General features: G+C 61.8%; 11 protein-coding genes and 1 tRNA gene. 7 read left to right on the forward strand and 5 right to left on the reverse strand.

From position 1 onward, the window contains the following. Positions 1-20 precede the first annotated feature (20 nt). On the reverse strand, positions 21-683 hold the full coding sequence (locus tag DWZ52_RS06330) for a TetR/AcrR family transcriptional regulator (RefSeq protein WP_117648108.1): 663 nt from the start codon (positions 681-683) through the stop codon (positions 21-23). A 189-nt stretch (positions 684-872) separates the two neighbouring features. Here DWZ52_RS06330 and DWZ52_RS06335 point away from each other — a divergent pair, with 189 nt between their 5' ends. The 7 genes from DWZ52_RS06335 (at position 873) to DWZ52_RS06365 (ending at position 8,046) form a co-directional block, all read left to right on the forward strand. Continuing rightward, positions 873-3,650, forward strand: a complete 2,778-nt coding sequence (locus DWZ52_RS06335) for an FAD-dependent oxidoreductase (RefSeq protein ID WP_199409009.1) — start codon at positions 873-875, stop codon at positions 3,648-3,650. A 96-nt stretch (positions 3,651-3,746) separates the two neighbouring features. Next, positions 3,747-4,175 carry a hydrogenase maturation nickel metallochaperone HypA gene (locus DWZ52_RS06340; RefSeq protein WP_117648106.1) on the forward strand — a complete coding sequence of 143 codons (429 nt, stop codon included), beginning with the start codon at positions 3,747-3,749 and terminating at the stop codon, positions 4,173-4,175. A gap of 377 nt (positions 4,176-4,552) precedes the next feature. Further along, entirely contained in the window at positions 4,553-5,542 is a 990-nt protein-coding gene (locus DWZ52_RS06345) for a PTS sugar transporter subunit IIB (RefSeq protein WP_117637934.1), read from the forward strand. A gap of 18 nt (positions 5,543-5,560) precedes the next feature. Continuing rightward, on the forward strand, positions 5,561-6,379 hold the full coding sequence (locus DWZ52_RS06350) for a PTS mannose/fructose/sorbose transporter subunit IIC (RefSeq protein ID WP_089573274.1): 819 nt from the start codon (positions 5,561-5,563) through the stop codon (positions 6,377-6,379). Positions 6,380-6,395: 16 nt separating this feature from the next. After that, on the forward strand, positions 6,396-7,316 hold the full coding sequence (locus DWZ52_RS06355; protein WP_117564942.1) for a PTS system mannose/fructose/sorbose family transporter subunit IID: 921 nt from the start codon (positions 6,396-6,398) through the stop codon (positions 7,314-7,316). Positions 7,317-7,436: 120 nt separating this feature from the next. Continuing rightward, the gene (locus tag DWZ52_RS06360) at positions 7,437-7,835 is read left to right on the forward strand and encodes a DUF956 family protein (RefSeq protein ID WP_117736764.1); all 399 of its coding nucleotides are present in this window, start codon (positions 7,437-7,439) and stop codon (positions 7,833-7,835) included. A gap of 135 nt (positions 7,836-7,970) precedes the next feature. Continuing rightward, positions 7,971-8,046, forward strand: a tRNA-Arg gene (locus tag DWZ52_RS06365). A gap of 407 nt (positions 8,047-8,453) precedes the next feature. Here DWZ52_RS06365 and pknB read toward each other — a convergent pair. The 4 genes from pknB to DWZ52_RS06385 form a co-directional block, all read right to left on the reverse strand. After that, the gene (gene pknB, locus DWZ52_RS06370) at positions 8,454-10,415 is read right to left on the reverse strand and encodes a Stk1 family PASTA domain-containing Ser/Thr kinase (protein WP_117640702.1); all 1,962 of its coding nucleotides are present in this window, start codon (positions 10,413-10,415) and stop codon (positions 8,454-8,456) included. A gap of 132 nt (positions 10,416-10,547) precedes the next feature. Continuing rightward, entirely contained in the window at positions 10,548-13,418 is a 2,871-nt protein-coding gene (locus tag DWZ52_RS06375) for an FtsW/RodA/SpoVE family cell cycle protein (RefSeq protein WP_118385149.1), read from the reverse strand. A 16-nt stretch (positions 13,419-13,434) separates the two neighbouring features. Continuing rightward, positions 13,435-15,369, reverse strand: coding sequence for a Stp1/IreP family PP2C-type Ser/Thr phosphatase (locus DWZ52_RS06380; protein ID WP_118385150.1), 1,935 nt, complete (start codon positions 15,367-15,369; stop codon positions 13,435-13,437). Beyond that, on the reverse strand, positions 15,366-15,782 hold the full coding sequence (locus DWZ52_RS06385) for an FHA domain-containing protein (RefSeq protein ID WP_006235180.1): 417 nt from the start codon (positions 15,780-15,782) through the stop codon (positions 15,366-15,368). The genes DWZ52_RS06380 and DWZ52_RS06385 overlap by 4 nt, the downstream gene beginning before the upstream one ends. Position 15,783: the final 1 nt, after the last annotated feature.

Here is a 15,783-nt window from a genome sequence, read left to right on the forward strand (position 1 = left end):
GGCAGTTTGGCAAAATGTCGTCAGTTCTGGGGCTTGCGCTCCTGATACTTGGCGGTATAGCCCTCGATATGGAGCGTCGAGGCGATGATTTCCTTGACTGTCTCGTCGGGCACATCGGGGTGCGTGCGGATATACATCAGCAGCCCCATGATGAGGGTGTAGAACGTCTCGTAGACATGGTCGATGCGTAGCTCGTGATGGGCGACAAAATCCACCACGGTGGTATCGCAGATATACTGCGCCACGCGCTGGACCACGTTGTGCAAAAAGCCGCCGTAGAGCGCGCCGCTGCTCGAGGTGAGCGTGCTCGGCAACTCGTGGCCGCTCACGACCAGGCGCTTAAAGAGCGGAGCAACGGTGTCGAGTGCGCCTTCGATGTCGCCAACCGTGCGGCTGGCGTTCCACTGCTCGAGCTCGGCGATAAAGCCGTCGATTGCCTCGTCCATAACGGCGGTGACGGCGGCATCCATATCGGCAAAGTAGTGGTAGAACAGCGAACGCGTGCAGCCAGCCCGCTTGGTCACGGCCGATACCGAAAGATGGGACACACCAAGCTCGGCGCTCACGACGCGCACAGCGGCGAGGATCTCGCGACGGCGCTCGTCGCCCGTCAGGCGTTTTGCCGCGCTATCGGATGCGGGGACGGCATCGACCACAGAGATATCTGCTGCGTTGTTGCCCATGTTTTGCCGCCTTTCATCCTCTTTTGCCTGACCGTTCGCCTAACAGTCTTGAATATTGTTGACGGTTCGTCAATACTATTTTTGACACAATGTCAACAATGGCGGGTGAAAGGCATGGGGGCATGCCCGGCCTGCAAAAAAAGAGGGGCGCTGCGGTCTCGCCGGGCTGTGGCAAGAGAAGGGACGACTATGATTCTCAACGGACCGGGGATTAGCTATACCGAGCCCGATATCGGCGCGGAGTTCGTGCCGCCGATACCGGAGCATCCGCGCGAGGCCATCGTCAAACTGTGTGAGCACTGCACCAACCGCCTGCTGCACCGCGACGAGCTGCTGGGCTACGAGTACTGGTCGTTTGCCGAGGCCGCAACCGACGAGCAGGCCGAAGTGCTCTGCAAGATGAAGATGCGCCGTCCCTATACGCTGCCCGAGATGGTCAAGCTCACCGGCATGCCCGAGGCCGATATCGAAAAAATGCTCGACGACATGAGCTACACGGGTCTGCTCGAGTACAACTGGGAAAACCCCGAGCGCGCCAAGCAGTGGGTGCTGCCCATGCTGGTGCCGGGTTCTGCCGAGTTCCTCAACATGCGCGTGAGCCAGCTCGAGGAGCATCCGGTCTATGCCAAGTTTTTTGAGCAGGCATCCAAAGGCCCGCTGTCCAAGGCCACGCCGATGGTGCCGCCCGGCGGTGCCGGCATCGGCATGCATGTCATTCCGGTCGAGAAGGCCATCGATGCCGCGAGCACCTCGGTGCCGATCGAGCATATCGAGCATTGGCTCGACAAATACGATGGCAAATATGCCGCCAGCACCTGCAGCTGCCGCGCGAGCCGCCGCGTGATGGGCGAAGGCTGCGCCGACGATCCGGCCGACTGGTGCATCGCTGTGGGCGATATGGCCGACTACGTGGTCGAGACCGACCGTGGCCATTACGTGACCCGCGACGAGGTTTACGACATCCTGCGCCAGGCCGAGGACAACGGCTTTGTGCACCAGATCACCAACATCGACGGCGAGAACAAGATCTTCGCCATCTGTAACTGCAACGTTAACGTGTGCTACGCCCTGCGCACCTCGCAGCTGTTCAACACGCCCAACCTGTCGCGCTCGGCCTATGTCGCCAAGGTCGAGAAGGACAAGTGCGTGGCCTGCGGTCGCTGTGTTGAGGTGTGTCCGGCCGGCGCCGCCAAGCTGGGCCAGAAGCTCTGCAGCAAAAAGGCGGGCGGACAGGTGCCCGAGTATCCGCGCCAGGAGCTGCCCGATGCCACCAAGTGGGACCATACCAAGTGGTCGCCCAACTACCGCAACGACAACCGCATCGAGACGCATGAGTCCGGCACCGCTCCCTGCAAGACGGCCTGCCCCGCGCATGTCGCCGTTCAGGGCTATTTGAAGCTCGCGGCGCAGGGTCGCTATGACGAGGCGCTGGCGCTCATCAAGCGCGAGAACCCGCTGCCCGCTATCTGCGGCCGTGTGTGCAACCGCCGCTGTGAGGATGCCTGCACCCGCGGTCGTGTGGACGCCGCCGTGGCTATCGACGAGGTCAAGAAGTTCATCGCCCAGCGCGATCTGGATGCCGCGACCCGCTATGTCCCGCCCGTGGTGACGCCGACGCGCGCTGGCGGCTTCGATCAGAAGATCGCTATTATCGGTGCCGGTCCGGCCGGCCTGTCCTGCGCTTTCTACCTGGCCGAGAAGGGCTACAAGCCCGTCGTGTTCGAGAAGAACGAGCGCCCGGGCGGCATGCTCACTTACGGTATTCCCAGCTTTAAGCTGCAGAAGGACGTTATTGAGGCCGAGGTCGAGGTTATTCGCCTGATGGGTGCCGAGTTCCGCTATGGCGTGGAGGTCGGTCGTGATGTGACGCTCGACGAGCTGCGCGAGCAGGGCTTTAAGGCCTTCTATGTTGCCATCGGCTGCCAGGGCGGACGCCTTGCCGGCATTCCGGGCGAGGATGCCGAGGATGTGACGGTGGCTGTCGACTTTTTGCGCGAGGTCAACAGTGGCAAGATCAACGCGCTGCCCGGCCGCACCATCGTGGTGGGCGGCGGCAACGTGGCCATCGATGTCGCGCGCAACGCCTGCCGTCTGGGCTCCGAGCATGTTGAGATGTTCTGCCTGGAGAGCGAGGCTCAGATGCCCGCCAGCGAGGAGGAGCGTCGCGAGGCCATCGAGGATGGTGCTCACATCAGCTGCGGCTGGGGTCCCAAGGAGGTTCACCTGGACGAGACCGGTCGTGTGTGCGGCATCACCTTCAAGCGCTGCACGCGCGTCTTTGACGACGAGGGCCGTTTTGCGCCCGAGTACGACGAGAACGACCTGCGTCGTGTCGATGCCGACCGTGTCGTCATGTCGATTGGCCAGTCCATTGTGTGGGGCGACCTGCTGGCTGGCTCCAAGGTGGAGCTCGGCCGCGGCCAGGGTGCCCTTGCCGATCCGCAGACGTACCAGACCGCCGAGCCCGACATCTTTGTGGGCGGCGACGTCTATACCGGTCCCAGCTTTGCTATCGACGCCATCGCCGCCGGTCACGAGGCCGCCGTGTCCATCCATCGCTTTGTGCAGCCGGGCTCCACGCTCACCATCGGCCGCAACCAGCGCCGCTACACCGCGCTTGACCGCGACGATGTTGTGATTGAGAGCTATGACAACGCAAGCCGCGAGGTGGCACGTGTCGACCGCGAGCGCGAGAAGGCTGCGCCCTTTAGCGAGTACGTCGAGACCTTTACCGAGGAGCAGGTGCGCGCCGAGACCGCTCGCTGCCTGGGCTGCGGTGCCTCGATCGTCGACCCCAACAAGTGCATCGGCTGCGGCCTGTGCACCACCAAGTGCGCGTTTGACGCCATCCATCTGGATCGCGACCGCCCCGAGTGCTCCACGATGGTCAAATACGAGCAAAAGCTCCCGAGCCTCGGCAAGTACGCTTTGAAGCGCGCCATCAAGATTAAGTTCGGTCGTAAATAGGTAACCATGGCGGGTAAGGGGACGGCGCAGACTAGATTTCGCCGTCCCCTTGCTTTGAGTTTGCATCGAATCAACCTCTGCAGAAAGGGTTTCGACTTGCATGAATTAGGGATTGTGTATCACATCATTCGCGATGTTGAGAATGTGGCGCGCGCCAATGGCGTGCGTCGCGTTTCGAGTGTGACGTTGCTGCTGGGCGAGGTCTCGGGCGTCGTTCCCGATCTGCTGCTTGACGCTTGGCGCTGGGCGGCAGATAAAAAGCCTATCACGCAGGGCGCGGAGCTTATTGTGGAGCCTGTCGAGGCCGTGACGCATTGCGAGGCGTGCGGCTGCGACTACGCGACGGTCGAGCACGGCAAGACCTGCCCCCATTGCGGTAGCGGCGAGACCTATCTGCTGCAGGGCCAGGAGGTCATGATCAAGCAGATCGAGACCCCCGACGAGGACCCGACAGACGCTGCCCCCGACGGCCCTTCTGACGCCCCCGACGCCGTCGACGCCGCTAACCCTCTCCACATCGTCTAGCCCCTAGTCGTTGGGGACGTTCTTGTTTGACTAGTCGTTTAAGAACGTCCCCAACGACTACTTGCGCTAGATCATAAGTTATACAATTAGTCAAGTTATGTCTGCTTAAACAAAATAGCGGCACGCAGGCGCATTGGGATTAACCTAAAAGCGGCGTTAATGAACAGAGTGTCTGTATATATCTGTGAAAGTAATTGGGAAATCACGTTTTAGTAGGCAATGAGCTGTAAATCAGCAACGTAATCAATTTGTAACAAACTTAGACGTTTAAACAAATAATGCAACCGTTTGCGAATTTAGCTATAAATCCACAAGGCGAACAGGTATACTCCTTTATTGTCGTGTAGGAAATACGTAGACAAAAAGGAGGTTATGTGATGGTAAGTATTGTTCTTGCTAGCCATGGTGACTTGGCGGCTGGAATCAAGCAGACGGGCTCGATGGTCTTTGGCGATCAGCCGTCTGTAGCCGTGGTCTCGCTCGAGCCGAGCATGGGCCCCGACGACTTCCGAGCCAAGGTCGAGGAAGCAGTCGCTTCCTTCGAGGACCAGGAGCAGGTGCTCTTCCTCGTTGATCTGTGGGGCGGCACGCCCTTCAACCAGATCAGCGGTCTCATCGAGGGCCATGATTCCTGGGCTATCGTCACCGGTGTCAACCTGCCTATGCTCATCGAGGCATATTCGCAGCGCTTTGACGCAAAGAACACTGCACATGCGATCGCAAAACATCTCGTGACTGAGGCTAAGGCCGGCGTGCGCGTCAAGCCCGAGTCTCTGGAGCCCGAGGAGAAGAAGCCGGCTGCGGCCGCCGCTGCTCCTGCGGGTGCCATTCCTCCGGGAACGGTGATCGGCGACGGGCACATCAAGATCGCCCACGTCCGTATCGACACGCGTCTGCTGCATGGTCAGGTGGCCACCACGTGGACCAAGCAGATCAACCCCAACCGCATCATCGTGGTCTCCGACGGCGTTGCTCACGACGAGCTCCGCAAGACCATGATCGAGCAGGCTGCCCCTCCGGGAGTCCACGCCAACGTCGTGCCCATCAAGAAGATGGCCGAGGTCGTCAAGGACACGCGCTTTGGCGACACCAAGGCGATGCTGCTGTTCGAGAACCCGCAGGATCTGCTCAGGGCCATCGAGGCCGGCGTCGACATCAAGGAAGCCAACATCGGTTCCATGGCCCACTCCAAGGGCAAGGTCGTCGTCACTAACGCTGTCGCTATGGGCGATGACGACGTCAAGACCATCGAGGCTCTCAAGGCCAAGGGCGTCAAGTTCGAGGTCCGCAAGGTTCCTTCGGATTCCTCCGAGGATCTCGACGCCATGTTGAAGAAAGCTAAGGCCGAACTGGCCGCTCAAGCATAGTAAAGGAGGGTCCGATACATGTCTGCAATCACTATTCTGCTTGTTGCGATTGTCGCGTTGCTTGCCGGTATGGAAGGCATTCTGGATGAGTTCCAGTTCCATCAGCCGCTCGTGGCATGCACGCTTATCGGTCTCGTAACCGGTCACCTTCAGGAGGGCATCCTCCTGGGCGGTTCGCTCCAGATGATGGCCCTTGGCTGGGCTAACGTCGGCGCCGCCGTCGCGCCTGACGCCGCTCTGGCCTCGGTCGCTTCTTCGATCATCATGGTGCTCGCCCTCAACGGCGGCGCCACCGATTCGGCCAAGGCTGTTACCGCCGCCATCGCCGTCGCCGTTCCGCTGTCGGTCGCTGGCCTGTTCCTGACCATGATCTGCCGTACCCTGGCTACCGCTATGGTTCACGGCATGGACGCCTGCGCCGAGAAGGGCGACTTCGCCGGCATCGAGCGTTGGCAGTACGCCGGCATCCTCATGCAGGGTGTTCGTATCGCCATCCCGGCAGTACTTCTGTGCATCATCCCGGCCGAGGCTGTTACCAACGCGCTTAACGCTATGCCCGATTGGCTGTCCGGCGGCATGGCTGTCGGCGGCGGCATGGTCGCTTCCGTCGGTTACGCCATGGTCATCAACATGATGGCCACCAAGGAGACCTGGCCGTTCTTCATCCTCGGCTTTGTCCTTGCTGCCATCCCTCAGCTCACGCTGATCGCCCTTGGCCTCATCGGCATCTCCCTTGCCCTCATCTACCTTGGCCTTAAGGATCTGGCCAAGCAGGGTGGCGGCATGGGCGGTGGCTCCGGTGACCCGCTCGGCGACATTCTGAACGATTACGAGTAGGAGGGGAGTGATACATATGGCAGAGAACAAGATTCAGCTCACCAAGGCTGACCGTAAGAAGGTTTGCTTCCGTCATCAGTTCCTTCAGGGCTCGTGGAACTACGAGCGTATGCAGAACGGCGGCTGGTGCTTCGCAATGATCCCTGCGATCAAGAAGCTCTACACCAGCAAGGATGACCAGATTGCCGCTCTTAAGCGCCACCTGGAGTTCTATAACACCCACCCCTATGTTTCCGCCCCCGTCATTGGCGTTACCCTCGCCCTCGAGGAGGAGCGCGCCAACGGTGCTCCGATTGACGACGTCGCCATTCAGGGCGTCAAGGTCGGTATGATGGGCCCGCTCGCCGGCGTCGGCGACCCCGCCTTCTGGTTCACCCTTCGCCCGATTCTGGGCGCACTGGGCGCTTCCCTGGCCCTGTCCGGCAGCATCGCCGGTCCGCTGCTGTTCTTCTTCGCGTGGAACATCATCCGTTACGCCTTCCTGTGGTACACGCAGGAGTTTGGCTACAAGGTCGGCTCCTCCATCGCCAAGGACCTCTCCGGCGGTCTGATGGGCAAGGTCACCGAGGGTGCTTCCATCCTGGGTATGTTCATCATCGGCGCCCTGGTCGAGCGCTGGGTGTCCATCTCCTTCACCCCGGTCGTCTCCAAGGTCACGCAGTCCGCTGGCGCCTATATCGACTGGGCCAACCTGCCCGCCGGTTCTGAGGGCATCAAGCAGGCATTGACGATGTACAGCTCTGTCGGTGCCAACGCACTCGACCCGGTGAAGGTCACCACGCTTCAGGCCAACCTCGATCAGCTCATCCCCGGCCTTGCCGCCGTGTGCCTGACCCTTCTGGTCTGCAAGCTCCTCAAGAAGAAGGTCAGCCCGATCGTCATCATCCTGGCTCTCTTCGCCGTCGGCATCATCGGTCGCGTCTGCGGCTTCATGTAAGCACGCTTCGGCTTAAGACCGAGAGTTGCTAGGCAAGGGCTTTTGAGCCATTGAAACGGACCGCACCCGGTGGGTACACTGGATGCGGTCCGATTGTTTTTATTGGAGGGCGAGGCGCGTATGGCGCAATCTCAGAACAGCACGGTCGATTTGGCAACGCCGGCAACCTGCCTGATGGGGCTTACCAGTCACGGTAACGTGATGGTGGGCAATAAGGCGTTTGAGTACTATAACGAGCGTAATCCCGAGGATTATATCCAAATCCCGTGGGACGAGGTCGACTATATTGCCGCCGAGGTTTTGCGCGGCACCAAGAAGATTACGCGTTTTGCCATCTTTACCAAAGAGAATGGCCACTTTACGTTTTCGACGCGCAATGACAAGGAAACGCTTCGCGCGGTGCGTAAGTACATTGACGAGGACAAGCTCGTTCGTTCGCCCGACTTTATCGATGTGACGGCCAAGGGCGCCAAGAGCATCCCCTCCGTCATCAAAAGCCTCTTCCATAAAGGCGACTAGCTCCCCATAAGTTGTGGTGAAATAGCTCTGATATACGGCTTTAGATGCTTTAGGCAGGAACTATTCCATCGCAACTTCGAAGTCTAGTCATGCGACGTATAGCGATGCAGTAAATCTGCTACACTAGTACAACATGCCTCCGTAGCTCAGGGGATAGAGCACCGCTCTCCTAAAGCGGGTGTCGACGGTTCGAATCCGCCCGGGGGCACCAGAGATTTGCCGAGCCCGGTACCACCACGGTGCCGGGCTCTTCTGGTCTAAGGGCCGGATTCGGACCGTCGACACCCGCGTCACTCATTTCCCCGCGGGGGGAGTTTTCGAATCCGCCCGGGGGCACCAGAGATTTGCCGAGCCCGGTACCGCCACGGTGCCGGGCTCTTCTGGTCTAAAGGCCGGATTCGGACCGTCGGCACCCGCGTCACCAATTTCCCGGCGGGGGGAGTTTTCGAATCCGCCCGGGGGTACCAGAGATTTGCCGAGCCCGGTACCGCCACGGTGCCGGGCTCTTCTGGTTCAATGCCATGTCAAAAATGAAGCGCCCGCTTGCTGGGGGAGCAAGCGGGCGCCTGTGAGCGAATATGTTTGCGGCGAGAGCCGTAATGAGCGGTTGGGTTGCGACTAGTTGGTCGTACCGGAATCGTCGCCCGTGCCCGAGCCCGAACCCGAACCCGAGCCAGAAAGTGCGACCGTCAGCGTAATCGTGCTGTCGGTAGACTGCTTGCCGGTGGGGGAGACGCCCGTAACGGTGGCGTTTTCGTTGCCGCTCACGGGGTTACCGTTCTGATCGCAGAATGCGATGTTGTAGAACCCGGCGTTGTTGAGCGCGGTAACGGCGGCGGAGATGCTCTTGCCGTACAGGTTGCCCGGAACGCTGGCTTTGCCGGACTTCTTGGCAATGACGACGGTAATCGTGGCGCCAGGCTTCTGCTTGCCGCTGGGGTTCCAGCTAATCACGGTGCCCTCGGTAACCGAATCGTTCTCCTGGTAGCTCACGTCGACGCCAAAGCCTGCCATATCGAGGGCGTTGCGCGCCTGGGCCTCGGTCATGTCGGTCAGATCGGGGACGGAGGTGGTGTCAGGACCGCTGGAGACCTTGTACGAGATGGTCGTGCCCTTCTCGACTTCCTTACCGGGTTCGGTGCCCTGCTCAAAGACCTGGCCCTCATCGGCCTCGTTGGCCTCCTCGGAGGCGTTGCCCTTCAGGCCAACGCTTGCCAGCGCGGCTTCTGCCTGGTCCTTGGTCAGGCCGACAAGCCGGGGAACCTCAACCTTCTCGGAGGGCTTGGGGCCCTTGGAGATTACCAGGTTCACCTTGGTGCCCTTGGCCTTCTTGGTTTTGCCGTTGGGCGTCTGCTCGGCGACCTTGCCCTCGTCGATATCGTCGTTGTAGCTTTGGTCGATGGTGCCGACCTCGAGGCCGGCTTCCTTGATCTGCTCGACGGCAGTCTGCTGGTCCTTGCCCAGCACATCGGGCACGGTGACCTGCTCGCCGCCAAAGAGTCCTGTGGCAAAGGCCACCACGATACCGATGACGGCAACGGCTGCCACCACGGCGGCGATGATCTTGTTCTTGTTGGATTTGGGCTTTTCGACCTCGTAGGAACCGGTGGAGCCCGAAACCGAGCTACGGGCGGTATTCTGGCCGCTCACGCCCGAGACGGGACGTACCATGGCGCGCGTCTGATCGGAAAGCTCGCGAGTCTTGGTGGCGCCCAGCTCACCGGGTGCACCGATGATGCGCGTGGGCTCCGAGATGTTGACGGCACGGCCCGACAGGTAGCTGTTGAGCACCTGACGCAGCTCGTCGGCGGTCTGGAAGCGGTTTGCCGGGTCCTTCTCCATGCACTTGAGGATGATGCGCTCAAGGTCGGCGTCGACACCGGAGTTGATCTGGCTCGGCGGAATAGGCAGCTCGTTGACCTGCTTGAGTGCGACCGAGATGGCGTCGTCACCGTCAAAGGGAACGCGGCCGGTGGCGCACTCGTACATCACGACGCCCAGCGAGTAGATATCCGAGGTGGGGCCGAGGTCCTGACCACGGGTCTGCTCGGGGCTGACGTAGTGGGCGGTCCCGAGCACGTTGTTGTCTTGCGTGAGGTGGCTGTTCTTGGCGCGCGCGATGCCAAAGTCCATCACCTTGATGTTACCGTCGGGCAGCACCATGATGTTTTGCGGCTTAATGTCGCGGTGGATGATCTCGTGCTTGTGAGCGACCGAAAGCGCGGAGCTGATCTGCGAGCCGATCTGGGCGACCTTCTTGGGGTCGAGGGCGCCGTGGCTCTTGATGCCGCTCTTAAGGTCGGTACCGCGCAGGTACTCCATGACGATGTAATAGGTGTCGCCGTCCTTGCCCCAATCGTAGACGCCCACGATATAGGGGGAGGAGAGACCGGCTGCTGCCTGGGCCTCCTGCTTAAAGCGTGCGGCGAAGGTTGCGTCGCCAGCATACTGCGGCAGCATGATCTTGACGGCAACCGTGCGGTCGAGGACCTGGTCCTGTGCACGGTAGACGGTCGCCATGCCGCCTGTCCCCACCTTATCCTTGAGGAGGTATCTTCCCCCGAGGACCCTCTGTTCCATTCCTGCTCCTAACATAACTATTCGCTCAACGATGTGTGTAGTACCTACGATGTGGCCGCTGGGGCCGTGTGGCGCGTTGCCGCTAACTCTTCGGCCGCGGCGCGCCTCGGGTGACCGATTCGATCATGGGCATCACGCTCCCTGTGCGGCGAGCGCTGCGGTCAGGACGATGCCGGCAATCTTGGCCGCCTTGACGTCGTGTTTGTCGTAATCCTCCAAGGCCACCGAGATGGCGACCATGGGTGAATCGTAAGGTGCAAAGCCAACGAACATCGAGTTGACGTTGGTGCCGCCGGTCTCGGCCGAGCCGGTCTTGCCGGCGACCTTGACGCCGGGGACCTGGGCATCGGTGCCGGTACCGGACTGGACGACGGCGAGCATGGCCTGCTTGACCTGGTCGGCCGTGGCGGAGCTGACGGCCTGACCCAGCGAGCGGGACTGCGTGGTCTTGACCACAGTTCCGTCCGGGGCGAGTACCTGGGCTACAAAGTACGGGTCCATGACCACGCCACTGTTAGCGATGGCGGCGGCAATCACGGCGTTTTGCATGACGGTGGTCTGCGGGCCGGGCGTGTGGTCCATGCCGACAGGCTGGCCGGCGCCGGCCCAAGCGGTCTCCCACTCGGTCATGAGCGACGGGTCTGCCATGATGGAGGCCGCGGAGGTCAGGTCCTGGCCGAGCTTTTGGCCGTAGCCAAAGGCGTTGGCAAACTGCACGAGCGTGTTTGCGCCAACTTCGTTTGCCACCTGGCCAAAGACGACGTTGGAGGACACGGCAAAGGCCTGCTGCAGGCTGATGGTGCCGTAGCTCTCGTTGGCATAGTTGGTGACCGGTGCGTTGCCGATGTCCATGGAGCCGGGCGCTTGGTAGGTGCTGGTAAGGCTGGCGGTACCGGTCTCGAGTGCCGCGGAAAGCGTAACGACCTTAAACGTGGAGCCCGGCGTGTACAGCGCGTCCATGGCGCGATTGTACATAGAGCCGTCCTCGCCGCCGCCCGCTTGCAGCAGGGCGTCGATGTTGGTGTTGTCATAGGTGGGCGAGCTGGCGCATGCGAGCACCGCACCGGTACGCGGGTCGATGACCACTACAGCGCCCTTAAAGCCCTTGAGCGCCTGCTCGGCCGCCGTCTGGATACGCGAGTCGATGGTGAGCTTGGCGGTGTTGCCCGGCTGGGTCTGGCCCGCGAGCGACGCGATGGCGTTGTTCCAGCTGGAGTAATCCTTGGAGCCGGTGAGCGTGTCGTTCATGACGCTCTCGATGGCAGTGGTGCCATACTGCTGGCTCACGTAGCCAACCACGTGCGCTGCCAGGTTGCCGTTGGGGTAGGAGCGTACGTAGGTGCCGTCCTCCTGCTGCAGCGACTCGGCCAGCGTCACGCCGTCGGACGTGATGATGGAGCCGCGCTGGATGTACTTGGAGCGGGCGATGGTGTGGTTGTTGGTCGGCATGTCCTGATAGTCCTTGGCCTTGATGACCTGGACATAGGTGAGGTTGCCGATAAGGATGGCGAACAACGCCGTAAAGGCGAGCACCGCACGGGTTAGACGGTTGGCGAGCGCAACGCGGCCGAGCACGCCGGATTCAGGCGTGTCGAGCAGGCGACGGCGCATGCGCGAGCCGACGGAATGGCTGCCGCTGCCGTAGGAAGACGAGGCGGCAAAGCGCGTGCCCGTCGGGGCGGCGGCAGATGCGACCTGATCATCGGTGATGGCGGTCATGGTGCCGGTGCCGGTGAGCTCGGCCTCGCGTCCGGTCGCCTCGTCACCGGCGCGCAGCAGGAGCGCGACGATGATAAAGCTCGCCAGCAGCGAGGAGCCGCCCTGGCTCATAAAGGGCAGGGTGACGCCGGTCAGCGGGATCAGGCGGGTTACGCCGCCAACGATCAAAAAGGCCTGGAAGCTGATGGCGGCCGTAAGGCCCGTGGCACTAAAGGCTGCGAGGTCGGATTTAGCGCGGGCGGCCGTGGTGAGGCCACGCACGGCAAAGAGCATAAACAGGATGAGCACGGCGCCGCCGCCCAAAAGACCCATCTCCTCGCCGATGGCCGAGAAGATAAAGTCGGACTCGACGACAGGGATGTTGTTGGCCATGCCGTTGCCGATGCCAACACCGACCAGGCCGCCATCGGCAAGCGAGAAGAGCGACTGGACGATCTGGTAGCCCTGGCCCTGGGCGTCCTTAAACGGATCGACCCAAACCTGGAAACGCACCTGAACGTGAGACAGGAACTTGTAGGCGCCCACGGCTCCAACGGCTAAGAGCGCAAGGCCGATAACGACATACGAGAATCGTCCCGTGGCAACGTAGAGCATCAGCAAGAAGATGGTGTAGAACAGCACGGCCGAACCCAGATCGCGTTCGAAGACGACGACGAGCAGGCACACACCCCACACGGCAAACAGCGGCAGCAGCAGTCGCAGGCGAGGGATCTTAAAGCCCAGGATCTTGCGGTTGGAGATGGAGAGCAGCTCGCGGTTCTCGGCCAGGTACCCGGCCAGGAACAGCACGATAAAGACCTTGGCGAACTCGCCGGGCTGGATGGTAAAGCCCGCGATGCGAATCCAGAGCTTGGAGCCCGAGATCGTGGTGCCGATAAAGATGGGCAGCATCAGCAGGATGATGCCGATAATGCCAAAGGTGTACTTGTAGCGCATGACCACGTCGAGGTTTTTGACCAGTGCGAGCGTTCCCACCATCAGGGCCACCGAGACAAACAGGATGATGAGCTGTGAGATCGCGAGAGCGGGGGCGAGACGCGTCACGAACGTGATGCCGATGCCCGAAAGCACAAAGACAATGGGCAGGATGGCGGGGTCGGCACCGGGCGCCAAGATGCGCACGGCAATGTGGGCCGCGGCAAAGGCGGCAAAGAGGCCGATCGGTACGGCGAGCGTCTCAAAGGAGATGGCAGCGCCCGCGGTGAGGACGTACATCGCATACAGCAGGATGACGGGGAACGCCGAGGCGATGAGCAAGAGCAGCTCGGTGTTGCGGCGACTCATAAGCGGCACTCCCTTTCTAATTCTTATCGGAGGCTTCGGCCTCGGCGGACTGTTCGGCGGTTTTCTCGGAATCTGATTCGGAGGTCGATCCCTGATTGGTGTTGTCGCGAATCGTTTGCGCGTCGATCACCTGGCGGGTCTGCTCCTCGTCGATCTGGTGGCGGTACTTGGATATCGTGTCCTGCGCATCGTCGACACTTGTTTGCGGAATACCCGCCTTGAGGCGGTTTTGCGTGTCTTCGGGCAGGTCGGACAGCTTGATGCTGGTTTCGCTTTCGAGCCAGTGGAGCTTGAGTCCAAGCGGCTTGCCGGGCAGGCCGCGCCAGACGGCGACATTGCCCTGGTAGGTACCCAGGTAGTACGAGCCGGTGACACCCGTGTAGGCCCAGATGCCAGCTGCCAGCACAAAGACGAGGGCCAGGATGGCGGCGATAGTAATGTTGCGGCGACGCACGCGCTGCGCCTCGCGCATAACGCCATCGTCAACCAGGTCAACGACTACTACGGTCACGTTGTCGTGGCCGCCGGCGGCAAGCGCTGCGTCCACTAGGTTATCGACGCAGATTTGCGCGGTTGAGGACTGCGTGGCGATGTTCTCGATATCGCTATCGGGAATCATGCTCGAAAGGCCGTCGGAGCACAGGATCAGGCGGTCGCCTTCCTCGATATGCAGAGTGAAGTGGTCGGCATACATGGCGGGGTCCGAGCCCAGCGCGCGGGTGATGACCGAACGGTTGGGGTGGACGCGAGCCTCGTCTGCCGTAATCTCGCCGGCGTCCACGAGTTCTTCCACATAGGAGTGGTCGCGGGTCACGCGGATGAGCGTGCCCTCGTGGAGCAGGTAGGCGCGCGAGTCGCCCACGTGGGCGATGGCGAGCGTGTCGTTTTCGATATAGGCGCAAGTGGCTGTGCAACCCATGCCGGGCTTGCCCAGGCCGTTCAGGGCCGCCTCGATTACGGCGGCGTTGGCTGCCTCGACGGCTGCGGCCAGGCGTGCTGCGTCGGCGGACTGCGGGGCCGTCTTGGCAATAGTCTCGACGGCGATGGAAGAGGCTACCTCGCCGGCGGCGTGACCACCCATGCCGTCGCATACGCAAAAGAGCGGCGACTGCACCAGGTAGGAATCCTCATTGTGCGGGCGTACGCAGCCAACGTCAGAGCGGGCGCCCCACATGAGTTGCGTGGTGGTGCCGGCATCATAGGTCGAGTCGGTCTCGATGCGCTCCTCGGTCAGGGGCTCAAAGCTCATGGTCGAGCCGGGGTCTTTGAGCTTGGCCTCAACGGCGGCAACGTCGATCTCGGCTGTGTCACCGGGAGAGACGGTGTCGGTCTCGGCGTTTGATTCGGAATCGCCGGCGTCCGGGGAGCCGGGCTCCTCGGACGCGCGGGCGGTCGACTCGTCGTCTTGCGGGCTGACGTCTATAGGCTCGGGCGTCGCAAAGTGCGACGGCGCGGGCGTGCTTTGCGACTGGGCGGCGGGCTCGGCCACGGCATCGGACTCGCTTGCGGGCGCAGGCTGCGGGGTCTTGGGCGCAGGGCCGTCCTCGGGGGATGGCCCCGCCTCGGGCGCCGGCGTAGACACGGGCGCAACTTCGGATGCCGGGGCTATGGGAAACGCCGGCGCGGCGGGCTCGGGTGCCGCAAACACCGCAGCGCTCTCGTTGATTGCCGCGGCGACGGGCTCTGCAAAGTGAGCTGGCGCCGAGGTTGCTTCGGGCGCTGTGGGCTGTTCCGCGGCATGTGCGCCGATGGGCGCCGCTACGGCATCCTCTTTGTCCTCGTTATCGGCGAGATCCGAAATATCATGCGTTACATGCGAAAGAGGCAGGGAGAACACGGTGTCCTCGGGTTCCACGGGTGCGGAGCCCGCCGGAGCGGCGTGGGCCGGCGCAGCTGTGGCGGCAGCCGGTGCCTCGGTCATAGTCGCGGACTTGTTCTCCTCGTCGATCATCGACGGTTCACCTTCATGACCACGTCGCCGATCTGGACTTCGTCGCCCTCGCGCAGCGTTGCGGGCTCCACGAGCTGGCGGCCGTTGACGAGCGTGCCGTTAAGCGAGTTGAGGTCCTCGATGATGAGCGCCGGGCCCTGCAGCGAAAAGCGCGCATGCGAGGCCGAGACGAATGGTTCGTTGATGCAGATGTCCGAAGATGGCGAGCGACCGACGATGACGGGGCCGAGCATATCTACGTGGATGCCGCGGATACCGCGCGGACCCTTGTCCACATCGATCGTCCAGATAGCCGAGTCGCGGCGCTGTCCGCGCACAAGCCCCACGCCGGTCTTCATGACGGCGAACAGGAAGATATAGAGCAGGGCGACCAGGACGATGCGGCCTGCAAAAAGGACGATATCGATGTTCATA

Origin of the sequence: Collinsella sp. AF33-16 (assembly GCF_003475325.1) — a bacterium.
Lineage (GTDB): Bacteria > Actinomycetota > Coriobacteriia > Coriobacteriales > Coriobacteriaceae > Collinsella.

Bases quoted from the DNA above. Each gene is read 5' to 3' on its own strand.
- pknB (WP_117640702.1), bottom strand. From the start codon at position 10,415: ATGGAACAGAGGGTCCTCGGGGGAAGATACCTCCTCAAGGATAAGGTG.
- DWZ52_RS06345 (WP_117637934.1), top strand. From the start codon at position 4,553: ATGGTAAGTATTGTTCTTGCTAGCCATGGTGACTTGGCGGCTGGAATC.
- DWZ52_RS06385 (WP_006235180.1), bottom strand. From the start codon at position 15,782: ATGAACATCGATATCGTCCTTTTTGCAGGCCGCATCGTCCTGGTCGCC.
- DWZ52_RS06380 (WP_118385150.1), bottom strand. From the start codon at position 15,369: ATGATCGACGAGGAGAACAAGTCCGCGACTATGACCGAGGCACCGGCT.
- DWZ52_RS06350 (WP_089573274.1), top strand. From the start codon at position 5,561: ATGTCTGCAATCACTATTCTGCTTGTTGCGATTGTCGCGTTGCTTGCC.
- DWZ52_RS06330 (WP_117648108.1), bottom strand. From the start codon at position 683: ATGGGCAACAACGCAGCAGATATCTCTGTGGTCGATGCCGTCCCCGCA.
- DWZ52_RS06335 (WP_199409009.1), top strand. From the start codon at position 873: ATGATTCTCAACGGACCGGGGATTAGCTATACCGAGCCCGATATCGGC.
- DWZ52_RS06375 (WP_118385149.1), bottom strand. From the start codon at position 13,418: ATGAGTCGCCGCAACACCGAGCTGCTCTTGCTCATCGCCTCGGCGTTC.
- DWZ52_RS06355 (WP_117564942.1), top strand. From the start codon at position 6,396: ATGGCAGAGAACAAGATTCAGCTCACCAAGGCTGACCGTAAGAAGGTT.
- DWZ52_RS06360 (WP_117736764.1), top strand. From the start codon at position 7,437: ATGGCGCAATCTCAGAACAGCACGGTCGATTTGGCAACGCCGGCAACC.